The following is a 16,809-nucleotide window of genomic DNA, read 5'->3' on the forward strand; positions in this document are numbered from 1 at the left end:
GCCGATGGCACAAGGTCTAAGCAAGTCGGCATGCTTAGCTCAATCACGGTGGCGAAACGGTGAGTCCGTTAAGAACACCACAGATCCGCCGAGGGCTGCGCTGATACGGAGCTTGCCATGTCAATGAAAATGCATGTCGCCGAGGGGAAGCCCGGCCAACTCGCCACGACCCATCAGCATTATTTCATCGAGCGGCCGTGCCGGATCCTCGTCATCGGCCAGCACCTGAAGGCCAAGACCAAGTACCAATGTCTGCTGCGCCATATCTCGGTTGCCGGCGCGATGCTGGATTTCAACGCGTCGATCCTGATACCGAAACACTTCTTCCTCGAGATAGAGGGGTTCAAAGAGGAAATCGGGTGTTCGCAGGTCCATCGCGAAGGTACGGAACTCGGGGTGCGGTTCAACATGCTGCTTTCGGCCGACTTCCTGAGACGCCTGATCCGCATCCAGTTTTCCAGCGGCGGTCTTTGAACCTCCAATCCAGGCAACGCTGACATTAGATTTTTAGTGATCGATTTCAGGGGATTGCAAGTTTCTTCTGCAAAACTGATTCTAGCATCGGTGGAAATCGCCCACCGATATGATGTGGGACAAATGAATTGTCCGGGGTCTTGGTATGCGGTCAGAGGTTGATCGCGCCGTCCGACCCGGCACTGGCGGAGACAGACGCATGCAGAACCAGACGATGTATTCCTGCGTCCCCTCGCCTTTTTACGAGCGGCGCTACGAGCGTTTCTCCATCGGCCATGCGGGCACGCTGACTGCCGTGCAGCCGGGGCTCGGAAGCGTCTCGGTCCGCTCCTGCCGGATGATCGACATATCGCGCGGTGGCGCCAGCTTTGCCGTCGACACCAATATCGGCCTGCCGCAACATTATTATCTGCACATCGTCGGCACGTCGCTTCGGATCGGATGCGCCGAGGTCTATCGCAATGGCGAGCGCATCGGCGTGCAGTTCATCAAGCCGATCGAGCAGACCTTGCTGCGCGAAATCATCCGACAGGAATTCTTCACCGGGCAAGTGAAGAACGCCAAGCCGCGGCGATAGGCCGACGCCGACTGCAAGGCGAAGGGCCGCGGATTCCGGCAGCTTTTCTTTCGGCAGCGATTCCGCTTTGACGAAGCATGCGATAAGTTCCGCTACGTCATTCGAACGGGGCCTTATCTTCAGCATGTCCGCATTCTCTCGCTTCACGCCGCTCATCCAATCCCTTCCATCCACCATCCCCTTTGTCGGGCCGGAGGCGATCGAACGCCAGCGCGGGCGCGCGATCGCGGCGCGCATCGGCGCCAATGAAAGCGGCTTCGGTCCGGCCGAGAGCGTGCTTTCGGCGATGCGGGAAGCGGCGAGCGCGACCTGGAAATATGCCGACCCTGAGAATCACGATCTGAAGCAGGCGCTTGCAGCCCATCTCGGAACCGGCCCGGCCAATCTCGCGATCGGCGAAGGCATCGACGGGCTGCTCGGCCAGATCGTCCGCATGGTGATCGAGCCGGGCATGCCGGTCGTGACCTCGCTCGGGGCTTATCCCACCTTCAACTACCACGTCGTCGGCCATGGCGGCCGGCTCGTCACCATGCCCTATGCGAGCGACCGGGAAGACCTCGACGGGTTGCTGGCAGCAGTGAAGCAGGAAAATGCACCGCTCGTCTATTTCGCCAATCCCGACAATCCGATGGGAAGCTGGTGGTCGGCCGAACGCATTGTTGAATTTGCTAGGGCCTTGCCCGAGACGACGCTCTTCATTCTGGATGAAGCCTATTGCGAAACCGCGCCGGCCGATGCGCTGCCGCCGATCGACGCCCTGATCGACATGCCGAACGTGGTGCGCACGCGCACGTTCTCGAAGGCCTACGGGCTTGCGGGTTCGCGCGTCGGCTATGTGATCAGCACGCCGGGCACGGCCCAGGCTTTCGACAAGATCCGCAACCATTTCGGCATGAACCGGATCGGTGTCGCTGCGGCGATCGCAGCGCTTGCGGACCAGGTGTATCTGAAGGAAGTGACGGCCAAGATTGCAGAGTCGCGGCAGCGTATCGCCGCCATCGCCACGCAAAATGGCCTTGCGCCGCTCGTCTCGGCCACCAACTTCGTGGCTGTCGATTGCGGCAGGGACGCGGTCTATGCCCGCGCGATCGTCGATACCTTGATGAGCGACCACGGCATCTTCATAAGGATGCCCGGGGTCGCGCCGCTCAATCGCTGCATCCGGATCAGCACCGGACCAGAGACAGAGATGGCCCTGCTCGAAGCGGCCATGCCCGCGGTTTTGAAGAAACTCGCCTGACGCCTTTTCTCAAGGCCTAGCTTGCGGCGCCGTCGGGCGCCGCCTGTCCGATCAGTGGACCGTCATCCATTCGCGAGCGGCGCGCAGTGCTGCTGCGAGATCCGGCTTGCTCATCGTCATCGCCAGGTCGGCGCGCAGATCGACGGCGCGGTCGCAACCTTTGATCGCCGCGATGTTCAGCCACTTGTGGGCGGCGACGAGATCGACCGGGCGTCCGTGGCCGGTCGCATAGGCCAGACCCATGTCGCAAAAGGTTTCCGCCTGGTTGTCACCACCCATCGCGGCATCCGAAGCAATCTGCATATCAAAGCGTGCCATTGTCGTGTCCCTGTCTTGCCTGGTTGGTTTTTCCGAAGCGGCCCGCCCGTTTGGGGCGGACCATGCTCCAGATCAGCACTTGTTTTGGTCCCTGTTCGACCTTGCCCCTTTGCGGGCCTTTCCGAAGCGCGCCGTCTTTTGCGGTGTCGTCCTCGGTGGTTTTCGGAGCGTTTCGTTCCGCTCGTCTTATGGCTTCACTATGCCTGACGGGCTTCAATGGGCGCTTAAAATGCATGCTTAATTTGCGACAAACAAAGTTCAAACGCTTGGTAAACTTGAGTTTTTGTTAAACATCGGAGGGCCTGAAATCCGGCGCATTCGCCTCAAAATTTACGAAAAATTCAATCGACGATTTCAACCAAACGCTAACCACGAAAAGATCGGCGCCAGCAAAGTCCGCGCAATTCCTTGCGCAAGAAGCGTTCAAAACCGCCCAGGAAAAAGCGGCAAGGGCCGCGATTCGGCTTGTTTACCTTTACGTGCGCGTAAGCTATCTTGCCCGCGGCGGTGAGGAGACTGCCTTTTCATACGAGGACATCTTGAGCTGCCGGCGGAGCGGACCACGTCGGCAGCCTCAAATTGGAGGACACGAATGCTACGTACATTGCTCATCACCGCGACGCTGGCTCTCGGCATTGCCGGAACCGCCGCGGCGGCGGAACCGATCTTAGGCAACTGGAAGACGGCGAGCGGCGCCACGGCAGAAATCGCCCCCTGCGGCGGCGCCTTCTGCATCACGCTGAAGACCGGCAAACATGCCGGCAAGCGCATCGGCAACCTTTCGGGCACCGATGGCAGCTACTCGGGCGAGATCACCGATCCGGATACCGACAAGACCTATAGCGGTTCCGGCGCGGTTAACGGCAATTCGCTGAAGATGAAGGGCTGCGTGCTGAAGGTGCTGTGCAAGTCGCAGACCTGGACCCGTCTTTAATAGATCCGGCGCGCGGCGGAAATCGCCGCTACGATCACGACGATGAAAGGGCAGCCGATGGCTGCCCTTTTTTCATGCGCGCGAAGGATCTGCCGAACGGCCTTTCGCCGGCGCCCTCGACAGGCCTTTAAAATGGCCCGAGCATACGCCTTCCGTTTCGACGGACAGTGCCACCGGGGTCGGGCACCTCTTGGTTCCATGGACGTTCAACCGAAGATGAACGCCAGATGAACGGACATCTCAGCATCAATTCAGTTTGGGTATGCGAAAACACACTCAATCGATTTGAACCTGCCTCCAAACAACGGACAGAACCATGGATATCCTCGCTCGGCGCCTCACCATCATCAGCCTTCTGATGGTCGTTTTCGCTGTCTCTCTTGCCGCCGCGGTCAGCGCTGACACCGAACGTCGCCGCAGCAATACCTATCTCGGTTCGCTGACCGATTGCACCGTTCACACGGCACAGTACTGCCAGGCCAAGCTCTAACGCAGCCAGGCGGGCTAAGTTCCAGAGCCCCAACCGAAACCGATCACTTCGTGGTCTGATGGAGAGACGAACATGCTGGCAGCACTTTCGACTTCGGCCTTTCTGTCGCTGCGCGTCCTGGCGCTCGCAAGCCTGCTGATGGCGCCGGTCGGGGCGCTCGCCTATTCCAAGGCCAGCGGTACCGGCATCGGCAAGCAGGGCGCGGGCCTTGTCCTCTTCGTCACCCTGCAGCGCCAGGCCATGACCTGACGGAACGCTATGGATCGGAACCACGAGCTGTAAAGGGCGCGCATCGCGCCCTTTTGTTTTGGCCGGCTTGCGCATCCGCGCGCCGCTTACCTATCCTTGGGTCTCCAGAGGATTCGTTACAGCCAAGGCCACCAGACCCGAACCGATGCCCGCCTATCTCATCTACGCCCTCGCCGCCCTTGCCGAAATCGCCGGCTGCTTTGCCTTCTGGGCATGGCTGAAGCTCGACAAGTCTGCCCTCTGGCTCGCTCCCGGCATGGTGTCGCTGGCGCTCTTTGCCTGGCTGCTCACATTGATCGACAGCGAGGCTGCCGGCCGCGCCTATGCGGCCTATGGCGGCGTCTATATCGCCGCGTCGCTGCTCTGGCTCTGGCTGGCGGAAGGTGTCAGGCCGGACCGCTGGGATCTCACAGGCATGACGGTCGCGCTGCTCGGCAGTGCCATCATCCTCGCCGGACCGCGTTGAGCGACGAACCCCAAGTCGCCTCGCGGTTGTGGGTGCTGCCATCTTGTCGTTTGCTTGTCAGAAGCCGCAGCCTATAATGCGACATGAACAAGCGAATCTCTGCACACTCCGTCCTTTCCACAGCAACGCCCGAGCCTTTCGAGCCGCAGTATTTCGATGATCCTGCTGCCGCCGTCGATTGCCTCGAGGCGCTTTACGAACGCAATACCCGGTTCCTCTGCGACGCGTTCGAGGAGCTGGGCAAGGGCGGCAAGCCGCTGACCCGTTATCGCGCCTGTTACCCGCAGGTCAGCATCGAGACGAGCAGCTTCGGCCATGTCGATTCCCGTCTTTCCTATGGTTATGTCAGTGCGCCCGGCGTCTATACGACGACGATCACCCGGCCAAAACTCTTCCGGCACTATCTGAAAGAGCAACTCGGGCTGCTGACCCGCAATCATGGTCTCGGCGTCACCGTTTCGGAATCGGCCACTCCGATCCCGCTGCATTTCGCCTTCGGCGAAAGCGCCTATGTCGAGGCATCGGCCGCCAACGCCATCGACATCCCCTTGCGCGACCTGTTCGATGCACCCGACCTGACGACCACGGACGACGAAATCGCCAACGGCTCCTACGAGCCGGGTCCGGGCGAACCGTCGCCGCTCGCGCCGTTCACCGCGCAGCGTATCGACTATTCGCTGGCGCGGCTCAGCCACTACACGGCAACGAGCGCCAATCACTTCCAGAACTTCGTGCTGTTCACCAACTACCAGTTCTACGTCGATGAGTTCTGCGCCTGGGCCCGGCAGCAGATGGCGGAAGGCGGCAACGGCTACACCGCCTTCGTCGAGCCCGGCAACATCGTGACACCCGCCGGCGCCAGCAAACCGGAAACGGACTTCACCCTCCCCCGGCTGCCGCAGATGCCGGCCTATCACCTGAAGAAGAAGGGCCACGGCGGCATCACGATGGTCAATATCGGCGTCGGTCCGTCCAACGCCAAGACGATCACCGACCATATCGCCGTGCTGCGCCCGCACGTTTGGCTGATGCTCGGCCACTGCGCCGGCTTGCGCAACAGCCAGCGGCTCGGCGACTACGTGCTTGCCCATGCCTATATGCGTGAGGATCACGTGCTCGACGACGACCTGCCGGTCTGGATCCCGCTGCCGGCGCTTGCAGAAGTGCAAGTGGCGCTGCAGGACGCCGTGGCGGAAGTAACCGGTTATCGCGACTACGATCTCAAGCAGATCATGCGCACGGGAACCGTCGCCACCATCGACAACCGCAACTGGGAGCTTCGCGACCAGCGCGGCCCGGTCAAGCGGCTGTCGCAGGCGCGCGCCATTGCGCTCGACATGGAATCGGCGACGATCGCCGCCAACGGCTTCCGCTTCCGCGTGCCATATGGAACGCTGCTGTGCGTCTCCGACAAGCCGCTGCACGGCGAACTGAAGCTGCCGGGCATGGCGACGGCCTTCTACAAGACGCAGGTCAGCCAGCATTTGAAGATCGGCATCCTGGCGCTGCAGAAGCTCGCGGCGATGCCACCGGAAAAGCTGCATTCCCGCAAGCTCAGAAGCTTCTACGAAACCTCGTTCCAGTAGAGGCCGGAACGTCGCCAGGACATTGCCCCCACGGCATGACGCTCTAGCGACGTTTTCCCAGAACCATCGACAACAGCGTGCCCGCGACCGCGGACACGATAATCAGAAGATGCGCGTTGACGCCGGCAGTCGCCAGCAGTTCAAGGCCCGCCCGACCGGCGGGGGCGCCGAAGGAAACGGCGCCGGCCGCAATCGCCGCCGGATAGGTGCCGACGCCGGCCGGCGCATGCATCGGCAGCACCGACGAGAGCTCGCCTCCGAGCGCGCCGCCAAAACTGGCCGCAATCGGCGCAACCCCCATGAACGCCAGCACCCAGGCGAGCACGATCACCTTGACCGCCCAGTTGAGGATGGTCATGCCCCAGGCGCGAAGGAAGGAAGCCACGGTGCCCGGCAGGCCCGCCTCCAATTCCTCGACGACCGGCTCAAGCTTTGCCGGCAGAAGCCGGCGCGCCAGCGCGATCGCATGGTCCTTCAAGAGAAAAAAGAGAAACGGCGAGACGAGCGCTGCAAACCAGACGAGCCAGAGCGCGACCGACCCGCTGCCGAAGACCAAGCCGACGACGGCAACGACCAGGAGCGCATGCAGGTCGAGCAGGCGCATGACCAGAAGGGCGGCCGTGCCCCTGGCGAGCGGGACGGAAAACTCCGAACGCATCAGCAATGGAAAGCTGGTCTCGCCGGCGCGAAACGGCAGCATGATGTTCAGGAGGTTGTGGACCTGGGTGACGCGAAAGAGCGGCAGGAAGCGCCCCGACGTTTCGTTCGGGAAGTAATCGTAGATGCGATAGCAGCGGATGAAGTAGGTCGCGATGAGCAGCAAGAGGGCCGCAGACGCGGCACCTAGGCCGATTTCGGACCACTGACGCAAGAGCGCCGGCCAGCCCCAGAACCATTCGACGAAGGCCGCGTAGGCCGCAATGGCGCCCGCCGACAGCAATGTCATCCGGTTGCGGACGAGCCAGGATCGCCGGTCAGGCTCGCAATCCGATGTCATCAGGCCTCGATTTCCCGTGTTGAAGGGCAAGATTGAACGTTGGTTATCACCGATATCTGTGCAAGAAAATGTTTATGTAAGCACAGTCCAATTCTTGCGGCAGCGCGAGCGCCGTATGTATGAGCGGTTCCCATGCATTCCATAGAGCTATCCGTCGTCATTCCCGTATTCAACGAAGAAGACAGCATTCAGCCGCTGATTACGCGGGTCCGCGATGCACTGACGAATTTTCCGACCCCTTGGGAACTGATCCTCGTCGACGACGGCAGCACCGATCGAACGCTCGTGAATGCAAGAAAGGCGCTTTCCGATCCCGGCATCGACCTCAAGATCGTTGAGCTGCAGAAGAACTTCGGACAGACGGCAGCCATGCAGGCCGGCATCGACGCTGCCGCCGGCCGCCTGATCGCCACGCTCGACGGCGACCTGCAGAACGACCCTGCCGATATTCCCGAGATGGTCACCGCGATCGAGGAGCGTCAGCTCGACCTGCTCGTCGGCTGGCGAAAGAACCGACAGGATGGCCTGTTCCTTCGGAAAATCCCGTCCTGGTGCGCCAACCGCCTGATCGGCAAGATCACCGGCGTCCGGCTCCACGACTATGGCTGCAGCCTGAAGGTCTATCGCGCGTCGATCATCAAGCAGGTGAAGCTGATGGGCGAAATGCACCGCTTTATCCCCGCCTGGGTCGCAGGCGTCGTGCCGAGCAGCCGCATCGGCGAAATGCCCGTAACCCACCACGCGCGGCAGCATGGCCAGTCCAAATACGGGATCTCCAGAACCTTCCGGGTGATTCTCGATCTCCTGTCGGTGCTGTTCTTCATGCGCTACAAGGCGCGCCCGGGACACTTCTTCGGTTCGATCGGGCTTGCGGCGGGCGCACTCAGCGGCCTGATCCTGCTCTATCTCGGCTTCGACAAGTTCGTGCTCGGCAACGATATCGGAACCCGGCCGATGCTGATCGTCGGGGTGATGTTGTTCCTCTCGTCGGTGCAGCTCATCACCACAGGCATTCTAGCGGAGATGATGGCGCGCACCTATTTCAGCGACGACGGCACGACGAGCTATATCGTCCGGCAGGTCTTCGTGCGGGACCAGACAGATGCTTGAGGCCGTCAACCGCCGGCCAAACCTGGTCCTTGCGCTGATCGCGGGCTACTTCCTGCTGTGCATTGCACTCAGGCTTTCCGCCTCGACGTCGCTCGAGATCGACGAATCCGAGCAGGCCTATGTCTCGCAGTTCCTGATGCTCGGCTACGGTTCGCAACCGCCTTTCTACAACTGGCTGCAATACGGGCTGACCTCGCTGTTTGGCCCGTCGGTGGCCACGATGACCGTGCTCAAGAACGGCCTGCTTTTCCTCAGTTGTCTCTTCTTCGGCCTCGCGTCCCGTGAGGTCGTCGGCGACCGGCGCCTGGCAGCCATTGCGACAATGGGCGTCCTCGCGCTCCCGCCGATCTTCCTGCTTGCCCAGCGTGACCTCTCCCACACGGTCGCCGCGCTATTTGCCGTTTCGCTGTTCCTTTATGCCTTCCTGCGGACGATGAACCGACCGACCCTGTTTGCCTATGCTCTGACAGGCGTCGCCGTCGGGATCGGCGTCATTTCAAAGTACAATTTCGTGATCGTTCCGGTCGCCGCGATCGTCGCGATCCTGCCTGAGCCGAAACTTCGCTCCCGGCTGTTCGACTGGCGCATCCTTGTCGCAATCGCAATCTGCGCGCTGATTGCCCTGCCGCACGGCTACTGGGTCCTGCAAAATATCGGCGCCGCGTCGAGCAACACCTTCAAGGAAATGGGTACGGGGCAGGAAGCCGGTTTCGTGTCGAAGGCGTTCAAGGCGATCGTCGCGCTCGTTGCCTCGACGCTTCGCGGCTCAGGCATCATCCTCGTCGTCTTCGCCCTCGTGTTTCGCAAGGACCTGCCGGCGATCTGGCGCGCCGACAGCCTCTGGGCCCGGGTCGTCGGGCGCATGCTGGTCCTTTGTCTCGGCGCCGTTCTCATCATCATGCTGGTTGCCGGCGCCACCCATATGCGGGAAAAGTGGCTGGTGCTCTTCCTCGCCCTGCTGCCGCTCTATCTGGCTCTCAAGGTCGAGGCGTCCGGCGTCGATACCACACGCAGCGTCCGGCCCGTCGCCCTCCTTATCGGCTTCGTCATCGTGACGACGCTGGTCGTGGTGTCGACCCGCGCCGTCGTCCGGCCCTGGTTCGGCAAGGTTTCGAGATTGAGCATTCCCTACAGCACCCTTGTCGACACCGTCGTTCAGCAGCATGGACGCGAACCGACGATGGTTCTGGCCACCAACAAGCAGGTGGCCGGCAACCTGCGAACACGCCTGCACGGCGCCAAGGTTTACGTGCCCGGCAACAACAGCAGCCCGGCGATCGATCAGCTGGCCGGGCCGCTTCTTGTCGTCTGGACCAATGGCGGCAAGGCAGATGCAGCGCCACCGGCGCCACTCGTCGATGTCCTCAAATCCTTCGGCGTGCCGGAAACGCAAATACAGCCGCAGCTGCTCGCTTTGCCCTATCTGCATGGCAAGCTCGAGGATCGCTACAGTTTCGGCTACTTCTGGATCGACGATCCGTCGCGATCCGCGCCGACGAGCAGCTTGAGTTCGCCGGGGTGAATGCGAAGCGCGACGTCTCGGCCCATGGGCAGAAGCTCACCGTCGATGACGCAGTTGATCTTGCGCTCGACCTTCGGGAAATGCAGATCAAGCGCGTGGCCGTTCATGGCCGTGATCAGCGGGCTGTCGCGAAATTTTCCACGCATCACATCGAGGGCGAGCTTGGCGACACCCGGCGGGCTTAAGGGCGGCGCCGTGTAAAAGCCGAGATGACCGGCAGTCACGTCGTCCGCATACATCAGGGTATCGCGGCCGAACGGATTGTTGGAGACCGAGACCGCAGACACATGGCGGCTTTCCTTGTGACCGTCGACATCAAACTCGATCTCGAAATCCGGAGGGTTGAGAATCACCCCGACCGCAGCGCGGGTGCTGGCAGCGATCTTTCCCGCCCTTGAGCGAAAGCTGTAGGATTCGCGGTAGCGCACCATGCGCGCATGCAGCCCCATGGAGAACTGATGCACGAAGGCGCGGCCATCGGCGCTGCCGATGTCACCGTCAATGATCACGCCATTTGCCAGCACTTCCGGCACTTTCCAGATATCGAGCGGCAGTTTCAGCGTGCGGGCAAAGAGGTTCATCGTTCCGGCAGGAACGACGCCGAGCGGCATTCGGTTCTTCCAGGCGACGCCGGCGGCGGCCGAGATCGTGCCGTCGCCTCCACCGGCGAGAATGGCATCGAGGTCGTCGCGGCGGCAGGTCCGCTCCAACGCCTCCTGCATTTCGCTTCCGGAAACCGCCGCAATCTCGATCTGGTGGCCCGCGGCCTGGAAGACTTCCTCGACCTTCTGGCCATAGGCGGCCATGTCCGTCGTGCGGAACGTTCCGCCGTCGCGATTGAAGATTGCCTTGATTTTCATGAACGGCTCGTCGGCTCCATTGCCGCGGCAATGCGGCTCACCGCGATCAGATAAGCGCGATTGCGGCCAATTCCAGAACCTTACCGAAACTTAACGGGAGCGCAGGACCCTTCACGCGCTCCATCACGGCCGGAACAACAGAAGCGAAGTGTCACGGCAGCGCAGCGATCAACGCGGCTCCGGCAGCTTCAGCGGCCCGCCTGTCTTGATCGAGCGGATCGCGAAATTGGACCGGATGTCGGTGACGCCGGGCAAGGCCAGCAACGTCTCGGTCAAGAGCTTCTCGTAGGCCGGCAGATCCTCGACGACGACCTCGGCGAGGAAATCGGCATTGCCGGAGATCAGAAAGCAGGACACCACCTCGGGGATGGCGAGCAGCGCCTCCTGTTGCTGCTGTGCGCTCTCGCGGCTATGGCGCCCGACCTTGATTTCGACGAAGACCGTCAGCCCGAGACCGGCTTCCTTGCGATCGATGTCGGCCCTGTAGCCGCGCAGAATGCCGGATTTTTCCAGGTTGCGGATGCGCCGCAGGCAGGGCGACGGCGAAAGATTGACCTTCTCGGCAATCTCGACGTTCGTTGCGCGCGCGTCCTCCTGAAGGATCCTGAGGATGGCGAGATCGAATTTATCGAGACTTGGCATTTTTACAAACTTCAGATGTTGTTATTGGCACATTGTTGCTGACAGTAGTCTATTTCGGGCACAAATCGCAAGGACATGCCCCGCTGTCCGGGCGTAATCTTCCTTCCAGACCCCAAAGCCTCTCAGGTATCCAATTCGGGAAGGAAATTCAAATGGTTGCGCTCGCTCTCGATCGCGGCAATACGACGCCTGTCGCCACCGGCTATGCCGGTGCGTTCATAACCGTCCTCATCTGGGCGGGCTGGATACTGGCGACCCGCCATTCCGCCGGCACCGCGTTTGGCACGATCGATCTCGGCCTGATCCGCTACGGCGTGCCGGCGCTGCTGCTTGCCCCGGTCTGGCTGAAGACCGGGCTGCTGCCGCGCAAGCTGCCGGTCCTGTTGCTGGTTCTCATGGTCGCCGGCTCGGGCGCCCTGTTCTTTCAGGTCTCCGCCTTTGCGATCCATTCCGTTCCAGCCTCCTCGGTCGGCGTTCTGCTCGGCGGTTCGATGCCGCTTGCGACCGCCCTCATCGGCATCACGGTCTTTGGCGAGCGGCCGGACCGGATGCGCGTGCTCGGCTTTGCCGCGATCCTTGCCGGCGTCGCCATCCTCCTGACGTGCAGCCTCGGCAGCGCGGCATCGACCGGCTGGAGCGGATACGCGCTGCTGCCGGCGGCTGCCACCCTCTGGGCGATCTATACCCATGCCTTCCGCCGCTCTGGCCTCAGCCCGCTGCAGGGGAGTGCCCTGATCGCCATCTGGTCGTTCCTGATCCATCTGGGACTCGCCGCCTGCTTCGGAACCACCCTCGCCGGCGTTCCGCTCCAGGAGATCGCACTGCAGGTCACCAGCCAGGGCATCCTGTCCGGCCTCGTCGCCATGGTAGCCTACGGCTTTGCCGTGAAGAGCCTCGGCGGCACGCAGGCGGCCGCCTTCACGGCGCTGACACCGGTTCTGGCGATGATCGGCGGCGCCATCCTGCTCGGCGAACAGATCGGCCCCTTCGAGATCCTCGCCGCCGTCGTCACCGCAACCGGCGTCGCACTTTCGACCGGCATCCTCTCCGCCCGCAGCTGAGTTTCCCGAAATGACAAAGGCCCCGGCGCTCTTCGCGTCCGGGGCCTTCCTTTTTCTTCCGATCGCCAAGGCTCAGCCGTGGATGATTTCGCGATGCTTCTGCAGCCGATGGCCATAGGCCTGGCTGACGCGGTCAAAGATGATGGCAATGCCGACGATCGCCATCCCGTTGAAGATGCCGAGCGTAAAGTACTGGTTGGCAATCGCCTTCAGCACCGGCTGGCCGAGGCCTTGAACGCCGATCATCGAGGCGATGACCACCATGGCGAGCGCCATCATGATCGTCTGGTTGATGCCGGCCATGATCGTCGGCAAGGCGAGCGGCATCTGCACGTTCTTGAGCTTTTGCCACCCCGACGAACCGAAGGCATCTGCCGCCTCCAGCACGTCCTTGTCGACGAGGCGAATGCCAAGGTTCGTCAGGCGAATCATCGGCGGGATCGCGTAAATGACAACGGCAATCAGCCCCGGCACCTTGCCGATGCCGAGCAGCATCACGACGGGGATCAGATAGACGAAACTCGGCATCGTCTGCATGACGTCGAGGATCGGGTTGACGATGTTCTGGAACCGGTCCGAACGGGACATGACGATGCCGATCGGGATGCCGATGGCGATCGACAGCACGGTACAGACGAAGATCATCGAGACCGTCTTCATCGTGTCGTCCCACATGTCGAAGTAGCCGATCAAAAGCAGCGTGCCGATGCAGCCGGCGACGATCTTCCAGTTGCGGCTTGCCACCCAGGCGATGAAAGCGATCAAGATCAGAATGATCGGCCAGGGCGTCTTCGTCATGAAGCGCTCCGACTGGATGAGAAAGAACTGCAAGGGCTCGAAGAAGCCTTCGATCGCGTCGCCATAGGCGCGCGTGAAGCCGCGAAATCCCTCGTCGATCGCCTTTTTCAAGGCTCTCAGGCTCTCGTCATCCATGTGTGGAAACTGGGTCAACCAGTCCATTCCATTTCCCCTTCAGATTTCGCCGGCCGCGATTGTTGTTTTGCCTTTGCCGGACCTCGAACGAAGAGGCGGCGCATCTGACTGCGCCGCCCGCTGGCTATGACCGTCGCGATCAGAGCGCGGCCTTCACCTTTTCGGCAACCTCGGGCGAAACCCACGGGGTCCAGATATCGGGGTTTTCCTGCAGGAAGTGCTTGGCGCCCTCCTCGCCGCTCGCCTGGTTGTCGGTCATCCAGGCCATCAGCTTGTTGACCGTATCGTTGGTCCAGGCGCGCTTGTTGAGATAGTCCATCGCCGGGCCAGCACGATCGGCGAAGCCCTTGGTCACGAGCGTCTGGACCTTGTCCTTCGGCCAGTCGTTCTTCTTCGGATCCGGGCAGTCGGCAACGGTATTGCAGCGCTTCCACTCGGCTGCATCCGCTTCGACGCCATGGCCGAGCTTCACCATCTCGTATTTGCCGAGAAGGGCCGTCGGCGCCCAGTAGTAGCCGACCCAGCCCTGCTTGCGTTCATAGGCCTTCGCGATCGAGCCATCGAGGCCTGCCGCCGAGCCGGTATCGACCAGCGTGAAGCCGGCGGCCTCGCCGCCATAGGCCTTGTAGAGTTGCGTCGTCACGACCGTGCCGCCCCAGCCCTGCGGGCCGTTGAAGACGGCGCCCTTGCTTGCGTCTTCCGGATCCGGGAACAGTTCCTTGTGCTTCAGGGCGTCATCGATCGTCTTGATGTCGGGATTGGCGTCGACGATGTATTTCGGCACCCACCAGCCCTGCACGGCTCCGTCGGAGAGCGCGATCGCCGCGCCGACGAGCTTGCCTTCCTCAAGACCGCGATTGACGACGTCGGGAAGCAGGTCGACCCAGCCTTCCGGTGCGACATCCGGCTGTCCCTTTTCGATCATCGAGGTGATCGTCGGCACTGTGTCGCCAACCACCAGTTCGGCATTGCAGCCGTAGCCTTCCGTCAGGATGATCTTGTCGACACTCGCCAGCACCTCGGCGCTTTGCCAGTTCATGTTGGCGATCGTCACGTCGCCGCATTCGGCGGCCGAAGCTGCGCCGGCGAGGCCGAGGAGGCCTGCGGCCAGGCAAGTCGTTGCAAGAAGCTTCTTCATTTCCGTTCCCTTGTTTTGGCGGTGCATCCCGTCGCACTGCCGATCTCACCGCGGGGATCGACAGCGTCACAGGGCTCGGTCCAACTCAAGACAACAGGGACCGAATGGCCTGCAGATCCGTCGGCGTCAAGCCGATGACACCATGAAAGCTAACGGGCTTTTCCGGCAAGGACTTTCCCATTTGCGTCAACGGGTGCCTTTCCTAATATTTGCGCATCGTCGAAGTGCGCGTCAGGGCGTTTTGCTGCGCCGGTAATAGCGCGACACGCGCACCCGGTTTCCGCAGCGCGCCGCCGAGCACCAGCGCCGCCGGGCATTGCTGCCGACAAACAGCATGACGCAATCCTCGGCCTCGCATTTGCGGATCTGCTGGCCTCCCGGCCCAGCCAACAGCTCCGCTGCGTCCTGCGCAAGGAAGGCCGCTAGGCGCACCGCCGCAGACCCTTCTCTCTGACTTTTGAGCAAGGGCGGATCGCCCCATTCAAGTCGTTGAACCGCAGGCGCGGCGCGCATCGCCGCGTTCAGCCCTTCGACCGCTGCAGCGGGCAGACCAAGCCCGCGCATCCGGTGATCGAGCGCCATCGCCAGACTGTCGCGAACGGCGTGGATATGCCCCAGATCCTTGACAGAGATCGAAACGAGGTCGCTCGGGTTCACCTCGGACAGACGGTCCTTTTCCAGTTCCAGCCAAGCCCGGAGCCCTTTGCCATCGGCGATCAGATCGACGGCCCCTGCCGAGACCCGGGGCCGTGTGTTCACGAGATCGAGGGCCAAGGGCTCTCCCACGAACGGCGTCACCTCCATGTCGACCTCCTTTCTAACACCTATTTTTACAATTGACACATTAGGCAAGCGAGTGCAATTCTAATGCATAAGTATCGCTAAGAGGAGTGTTACATGCCTGCTCTCCGCATTCCGGTCATCCGCCACCGTTTCATCGAAATCGATGGGATCCGCCTGTTTTATCGGGAGAGCGTGCCGCATGACGCGGGCACCGACACGCCGACCATCCTGTTGCTGCACGGCTTTCCATCCTCGTCCCACCAATATCGCCGACTGATGGACGCGCTCGGCAGCGACTACCGATTGGTCGCGCCCGATTATCCCGGCTTCGGCCATAGCGACGCGCCGGCGTCCACCTCGTCGGGTGGCAACTTCACCTACAGCTTCGACCGGCTGGCGGATCTCATGGAGGGGTTTGTCGACGCCCTGAAGATCGAGCGCCTCCTGCTTTACGTCTTCGACTTCGGGGCGCCTGTGGGCTTCCGGCTGGCCGCGCGCCGGCCGGAACTGATTGCCGGCCTGATCGTGCAGAACGGCAACGCCTATCACGAAGGTCTGTCGGAGGCCGCCCGGAGTTTCATCGCACTGACGCCGGACGATCCGGATGCCGGCGAAAAGATCGAGCAACTGCTGACGCTGCAGATGACGCGCGCCCAGTACGAAGGCGGCACGAGCGATCCCGAGCGGGTCGCTCCCGACGGCTGGACGATGGACCAGCATTTCCTCGATCTTCCGGAACGACGCCAGCCGCAGCACGACCTGTTCTTCGACTACAAGAGCAACCTTGCGCGCTATGCCGAGTGGCAGACCTGGCTCCGGCGCGATCGCCCGCCAGTGCTCATCACCTGGGGACGCAACGATCCCTTTTTCACCGAGCCCGGCGCGCGGGCATTTCTGGGTGATGTGCCCGAGGCTGAACTGCATCTCTTCGATACGGGCCACTTCGCCCTGGAAGAATTTTTGCCCGAAATCGCGCCGTTGATCGCCGATTTCGTCGACAGGGTATGGACGGAATAGAAAAGACCTGTCGACATCACATACGGCACATTTTCTAATCGCTCGCTGGGCCGCAATTTGCGGCCCATGCCAGAATAGCCACTTTTCGTCAGGCGCTTGATCGTGCCTAGCGGCGGACGACCATTACGCGCAGGCGTTCCAGCAGATCTGGATTTACTTTTCACCAGATATTCTCTGCAATCATTCCGGGCGATAGAGAACATAGACCTATTTCTTGGACCCCTAATATGATCTCTCGCGAATTTGTTATTGCGATTCACTATATCCCAATGTTGGTCGCAATTTTTGTGTGGTCCAACCTGGTCAATCGACGATCGGTCTTGTCAATTTGCGGTGACATCGTCGGGATATTCGGCATTATAATTTCGATTATACTAATTAATTCCTATTACTCGAGAGTCGACCCCAGCGT

At 61.5% G+C, this 16,809-nt stretch carries 19 protein-coding genes; 12 read left to right on the forward strand and 7 right to left on the reverse strand.

Annotated features, from left to right (window positions below):
• The first annotated feature begins 117 nt into the window (after nt 1-117).
• From OKW20_RS01515 to OKW20_RS01525, 3 genes are all read left to right on the forward strand, one after another.
• Entirely contained in the window at nt 118-474 is a 357-nt protein-coding gene (locus OKW20_RS01515) for a hypothetical protein (protein ID WP_429169793.1), read from the forward strand.
• Between the two features lie 199 nt (nt 475-673).
• Nucleotides 674-1,051, forward strand: a complete 378-nt coding sequence (locus OKW20_RS01520) for a PilZ domain-containing protein (protein ID WP_043611195.1) — start codon at nt 674-676, stop codon at nt 1,049-1,051.
• 124 nt (nt 1,052-1,175) lie between these two features.
• Entirely contained in the window at nt 1,176-2,291 is a 1,116-nt protein-coding gene (locus OKW20_RS01525; protein WP_429169795.1) for a pyridoxal phosphate-dependent aminotransferase, read from the forward strand.
• Nucleotides 2,292-2,342: 51 nt separating this feature from the next.
• On the opposite strand, the gene OKW20_RS01530 is transcribed toward OKW20_RS01525, so the two are convergent.
• Nucleotides 2,343-2,609, reverse strand: a complete 267-nt coding sequence (locus OKW20_RS01530; protein ID WP_043611192.1) for a sel1 repeat family protein — start codon at nt 2,607-2,609, stop codon at nt 2,343-2,345.
• A gap of 592 nt (nt 2,610-3,201) precedes the next feature.
• Between OKW20_RS01530 and OKW20_RS01535 the strand changes: the two genes are divergently transcribed.
• The 5 genes from OKW20_RS01535 (at nt 3,202) to OKW20_RS01555 (ending at nt 6,334) form a co-directional block, all read left to right on the forward strand.
• Nucleotides 3,202-3,543: a DUF2147 domain-containing protein gene (locus OKW20_RS01535; RefSeq protein ID WP_034804181.1), complete on the forward strand. Its 342-nt coding sequence runs from the start codon at nt 3,202-3,204 to the stop codon at nt 3,541-3,543.
• Between the two features lie 316 nt (nt 3,544-3,859).
• The gene (locus OKW20_RS01540; RefSeq protein WP_043611187.1) at nt 3,860-4,033 is read left to right on the forward strand and encodes a hypothetical protein; all 174 of its coding nucleotides are present in this window, start codon (nt 3,860-3,862) and stop codon (nt 4,031-4,033) included.
• Between the two features lie 72 nt (nt 4,034-4,105).
• Nucleotides 4,106-4,282 (forward strand): hypothetical protein, encoded by a 177-nt coding sequence (locus OKW20_RS01545; protein ID WP_162251053.1) that lies wholly within the window; start codon nt 4,106-4,108, stop codon nt 4,280-4,282.
• A 145-nt stretch (nt 4,283-4,427) separates the two neighbouring features.
• Nucleotides 4,428-4,748, forward strand: a complete 321-nt coding sequence (locus OKW20_RS01550) for a YnfA family protein (RefSeq protein ID WP_429169796.1) — start codon at nt 4,428-4,430, stop codon at nt 4,746-4,748.
• An 83-nt stretch (nt 4,749-4,831) separates the two neighbouring features.
• Nucleotides 4,832-6,334 (forward strand): AMP nucleosidase, encoded by a 1,503-nt coding sequence (locus tag OKW20_RS01555; protein WP_043611184.1) that lies wholly within the window; start codon nt 4,832-4,834, stop codon nt 6,332-6,334.
• Nucleotides 6,335-6,377: 43 nt separating this feature from the next.
• Here the strand turns inward: OKW20_RS01555 and OKW20_RS01560 are convergent, their stop codons facing one another.
• Nucleotides 6,378-7,331 (reverse strand): lysylphosphatidylglycerol synthase domain-containing protein, encoded by a 954-nt coding sequence (locus tag OKW20_RS01560; RefSeq protein WP_429169798.1) that lies wholly within the window; start codon nt 7,329-7,331, stop codon nt 6,378-6,380.
• A gap of 132 nt (nt 7,332-7,463) precedes the next feature.
• On the opposite strand from OKW20_RS01560, the gene OKW20_RS01565 reads away from it, so the two are divergent.
• Together OKW20_RS01565 and OKW20_RS01570 are read left to right on the forward strand one after the other, a co-directional pair.
• Entirely contained in the window at nt 7,464-8,441 is a 978-nt protein-coding gene (locus OKW20_RS01565) for a glycosyltransferase family 2 protein (protein ID WP_429169800.1), read from the forward strand.
• Nucleotides 8,434-9,963 carry an ArnT family glycosyltransferase gene (locus OKW20_RS01570; RefSeq protein WP_429169801.1) on the forward strand — a complete coding sequence of 510 codons (1,530 nt, stop codon included), beginning with the start codon at nt 8,434-8,436 and terminating at the stop codon, nt 9,961-9,963. Before OKW20_RS01565 ends, OKW20_RS01570 begins: the two co-directional genes overlap by 8 nt.
• Here OKW20_RS01570 and OKW20_RS01575 read toward each other — a convergent pair.
• Entirely contained in the window at nt 9,900-10,823 is a 924-nt protein-coding gene (locus OKW20_RS01575) for a diacylglycerol/lipid kinase family protein (protein ID WP_043611182.1), read from the reverse strand. The two genes, OKW20_RS01570 and OKW20_RS01575, sit on opposite strands and share 64 nt — an antisense overlap.
• 168 nt (nt 10,824-10,991) lie before the next feature.
• On the reverse strand, nt 10,992-11,465 hold the full coding sequence (locus OKW20_RS01580) for an Lrp/AsnC family transcriptional regulator (protein WP_113189672.1): 474 nt from the start codon (nt 11,463-11,465) through the stop codon (nt 10,992-10,994).
• A 152-nt stretch (nt 11,466-11,617) separates the two neighbouring features.
• On the opposite strand from OKW20_RS01580, the gene OKW20_RS01585 reads away from it, so the two are divergent.
• Nucleotides 11,618-12,526: a DMT family transporter gene (locus OKW20_RS01585; RefSeq protein WP_429169802.1), complete on the forward strand. Its 909-nt coding sequence runs from the start codon at nt 11,618-11,620 to the stop codon at nt 12,524-12,526.
• A gap of 72 nt (nt 12,527-12,598) precedes the next feature.
• On the opposite strand, the gene OKW20_RS01590 is transcribed toward OKW20_RS01585, so the two are convergent.
• The 3 genes from OKW20_RS01590 to OKW20_RS01600 form a co-directional block, all read right to left on the reverse strand.
• A complete protein-coding gene (locus OKW20_RS01590; RefSeq protein ID WP_043611179.1) occupies nt 12,599-13,486 on the reverse strand; it encodes an ABC transporter permease in 888 nt (295 codons plus the stop codon).
• A gap of 112 nt (nt 13,487-13,598) precedes the next feature.
• Entirely contained in the window at nt 13,599-14,597 is a 999-nt protein-coding gene (locus OKW20_RS01595) for an ABC transporter substrate-binding protein (protein ID WP_429169803.1), read from the reverse strand.
• Nucleotides 14,598-14,828: 231 nt separating this feature from the next.
• Nucleotides 14,829-15,401, reverse strand: coding sequence for a CGNR zinc finger domain-containing protein (locus OKW20_RS01600; RefSeq protein ID WP_429169804.1), 573 nt, complete (start codon nt 15,399-15,401; stop codon nt 14,829-14,831).
• 93 nt (nt 15,402-15,494) lie between these two features.
• Here OKW20_RS01600 and OKW20_RS01605 point away from each other — a divergent pair, with 93 nt between their 5' ends.
• A complete protein-coding gene (locus OKW20_RS01605) occupies nt 15,495-16,397 on the forward strand; it encodes an alpha/beta fold hydrolase (RefSeq protein ID WP_043611177.1) in 903 nt (300 codons plus the stop codon).
• Nucleotides 16,398-16,809 lie beyond the last annotated feature (412 nt).

The sequence above is a fragment of the Ensifer sp. LBL genome (genome assembly GCF_050435225.1).
In the GTDB taxonomy this organism is placed as follows: domain Bacteria; phylum Pseudomonadota; class Alphaproteobacteria; order Rhizobiales; family Rhizobiaceae; genus Ensifer.

Coding starts and splice junctions, on each gene's coding strand:
- OKW20_RS01515 (WP_429169793.1), top strand. CDS start 118: ATGTCAATGAAAATGCATGTCGCCGAGGGGAAGCCCGGCCAACTCGCC.
- OKW20_RS01520 (WP_043611195.1), top strand. CDS start 674: ATGCAGAACCAGACGATGTATTCCTGCGTCCCCTCGCCTTTTTACGAG.
- OKW20_RS01525 (WP_429169795.1), top strand. CDS start 1,176: ATGTCCGCATTCTCTCGCTTCACGCCGCTCATCCAATCCCTTCCATCC.
- OKW20_RS01530 (WP_043611192.1), bottom strand. CDS start 2,609: ATGGCACGCTTTGATATGCAGATTGCTTCGGATGCCGCGATGGGTGGT.
- OKW20_RS01535 (WP_034804181.1), top strand. CDS start 3,202: ATGCTACGTACATTGCTCATCACCGCGACGCTGGCTCTCGGCATTGCC.
- OKW20_RS01540 (WP_043611187.1), top strand. CDS start 3,860: ATGGATATCCTCGCTCGGCGCCTCACCATCATCAGCCTTCTGATGGTC.
- OKW20_RS01545 (WP_162251053.1), top strand. CDS start 4,106: ATGCTGGCAGCACTTTCGACTTCGGCCTTTCTGTCGCTGCGCGTCCTG.
- OKW20_RS01550 (WP_429169796.1), top strand. CDS start 4,428: ATGCCCGCCTATCTCATCTACGCCCTCGCCGCCCTTGCCGAAATCGCC.
- OKW20_RS01555 (WP_043611184.1), top strand. CDS start 4,832: ATGAACAAGCGAATCTCTGCACACTCCGTCCTTTCCACAGCAACGCCC.
- OKW20_RS01560 (WP_429169798.1), bottom strand. CDS start 7,331: ATGACATCGGATTGCGAGCCTGACCGGCGATCCTGGCTCGTCCGCAAC.
- OKW20_RS01565 (WP_429169800.1), top strand. CDS start 7,464: ATGCATTCCATAGAGCTATCCGTCGTCATTCCCGTATTCAACGAAGAA.
- OKW20_RS01570 (WP_429169801.1), top strand. CDS start 8,434: ATGCTTGAGGCCGTCAACCGCCGGCCAAACCTGGTCCTTGCGCTGATC.
- OKW20_RS01575 (WP_043611182.1), bottom strand. CDS start 10,823: ATGAAAATCAAGGCAATCTTCAATCGCGACGGCGGAACGTTCCGCACG.
- OKW20_RS01580 (WP_113189672.1), bottom strand. CDS start 11,465: ATGCCAAGTCTCGATAAATTCGATCTCGCCATCCTCAGGATCCTTCAG.
- OKW20_RS01585 (WP_429169802.1), top strand. CDS start 11,618: ATGGTTGCGCTCGCTCTCGATCGCGGCAATACGACGCCTGTCGCCACC.
- OKW20_RS01590 (WP_043611179.1), bottom strand. CDS start 13,486: ATGGACTGGTTGACCCAGTTTCCACACATGGATGACGAGAGCCTGAGA.
- OKW20_RS01595 (WP_429169803.1), bottom strand. CDS start 14,597: ATGAAGAAGCTTCTTGCAACGACTTGCCTGGCCGCAGGCCTCCTCGGC.
- OKW20_RS01600 (WP_429169804.1), bottom strand. CDS start 15,401: ATGGAGGTGACGCCGTTCGTGGGAGAGCCCTTGGCCCTCGATCTCGTG.
- OKW20_RS01605 (WP_043611177.1), top strand. CDS start 15,495: ATGCCTGCTCTCCGCATTCCGGTCATCCGCCACCGTTTCATCGAAATC.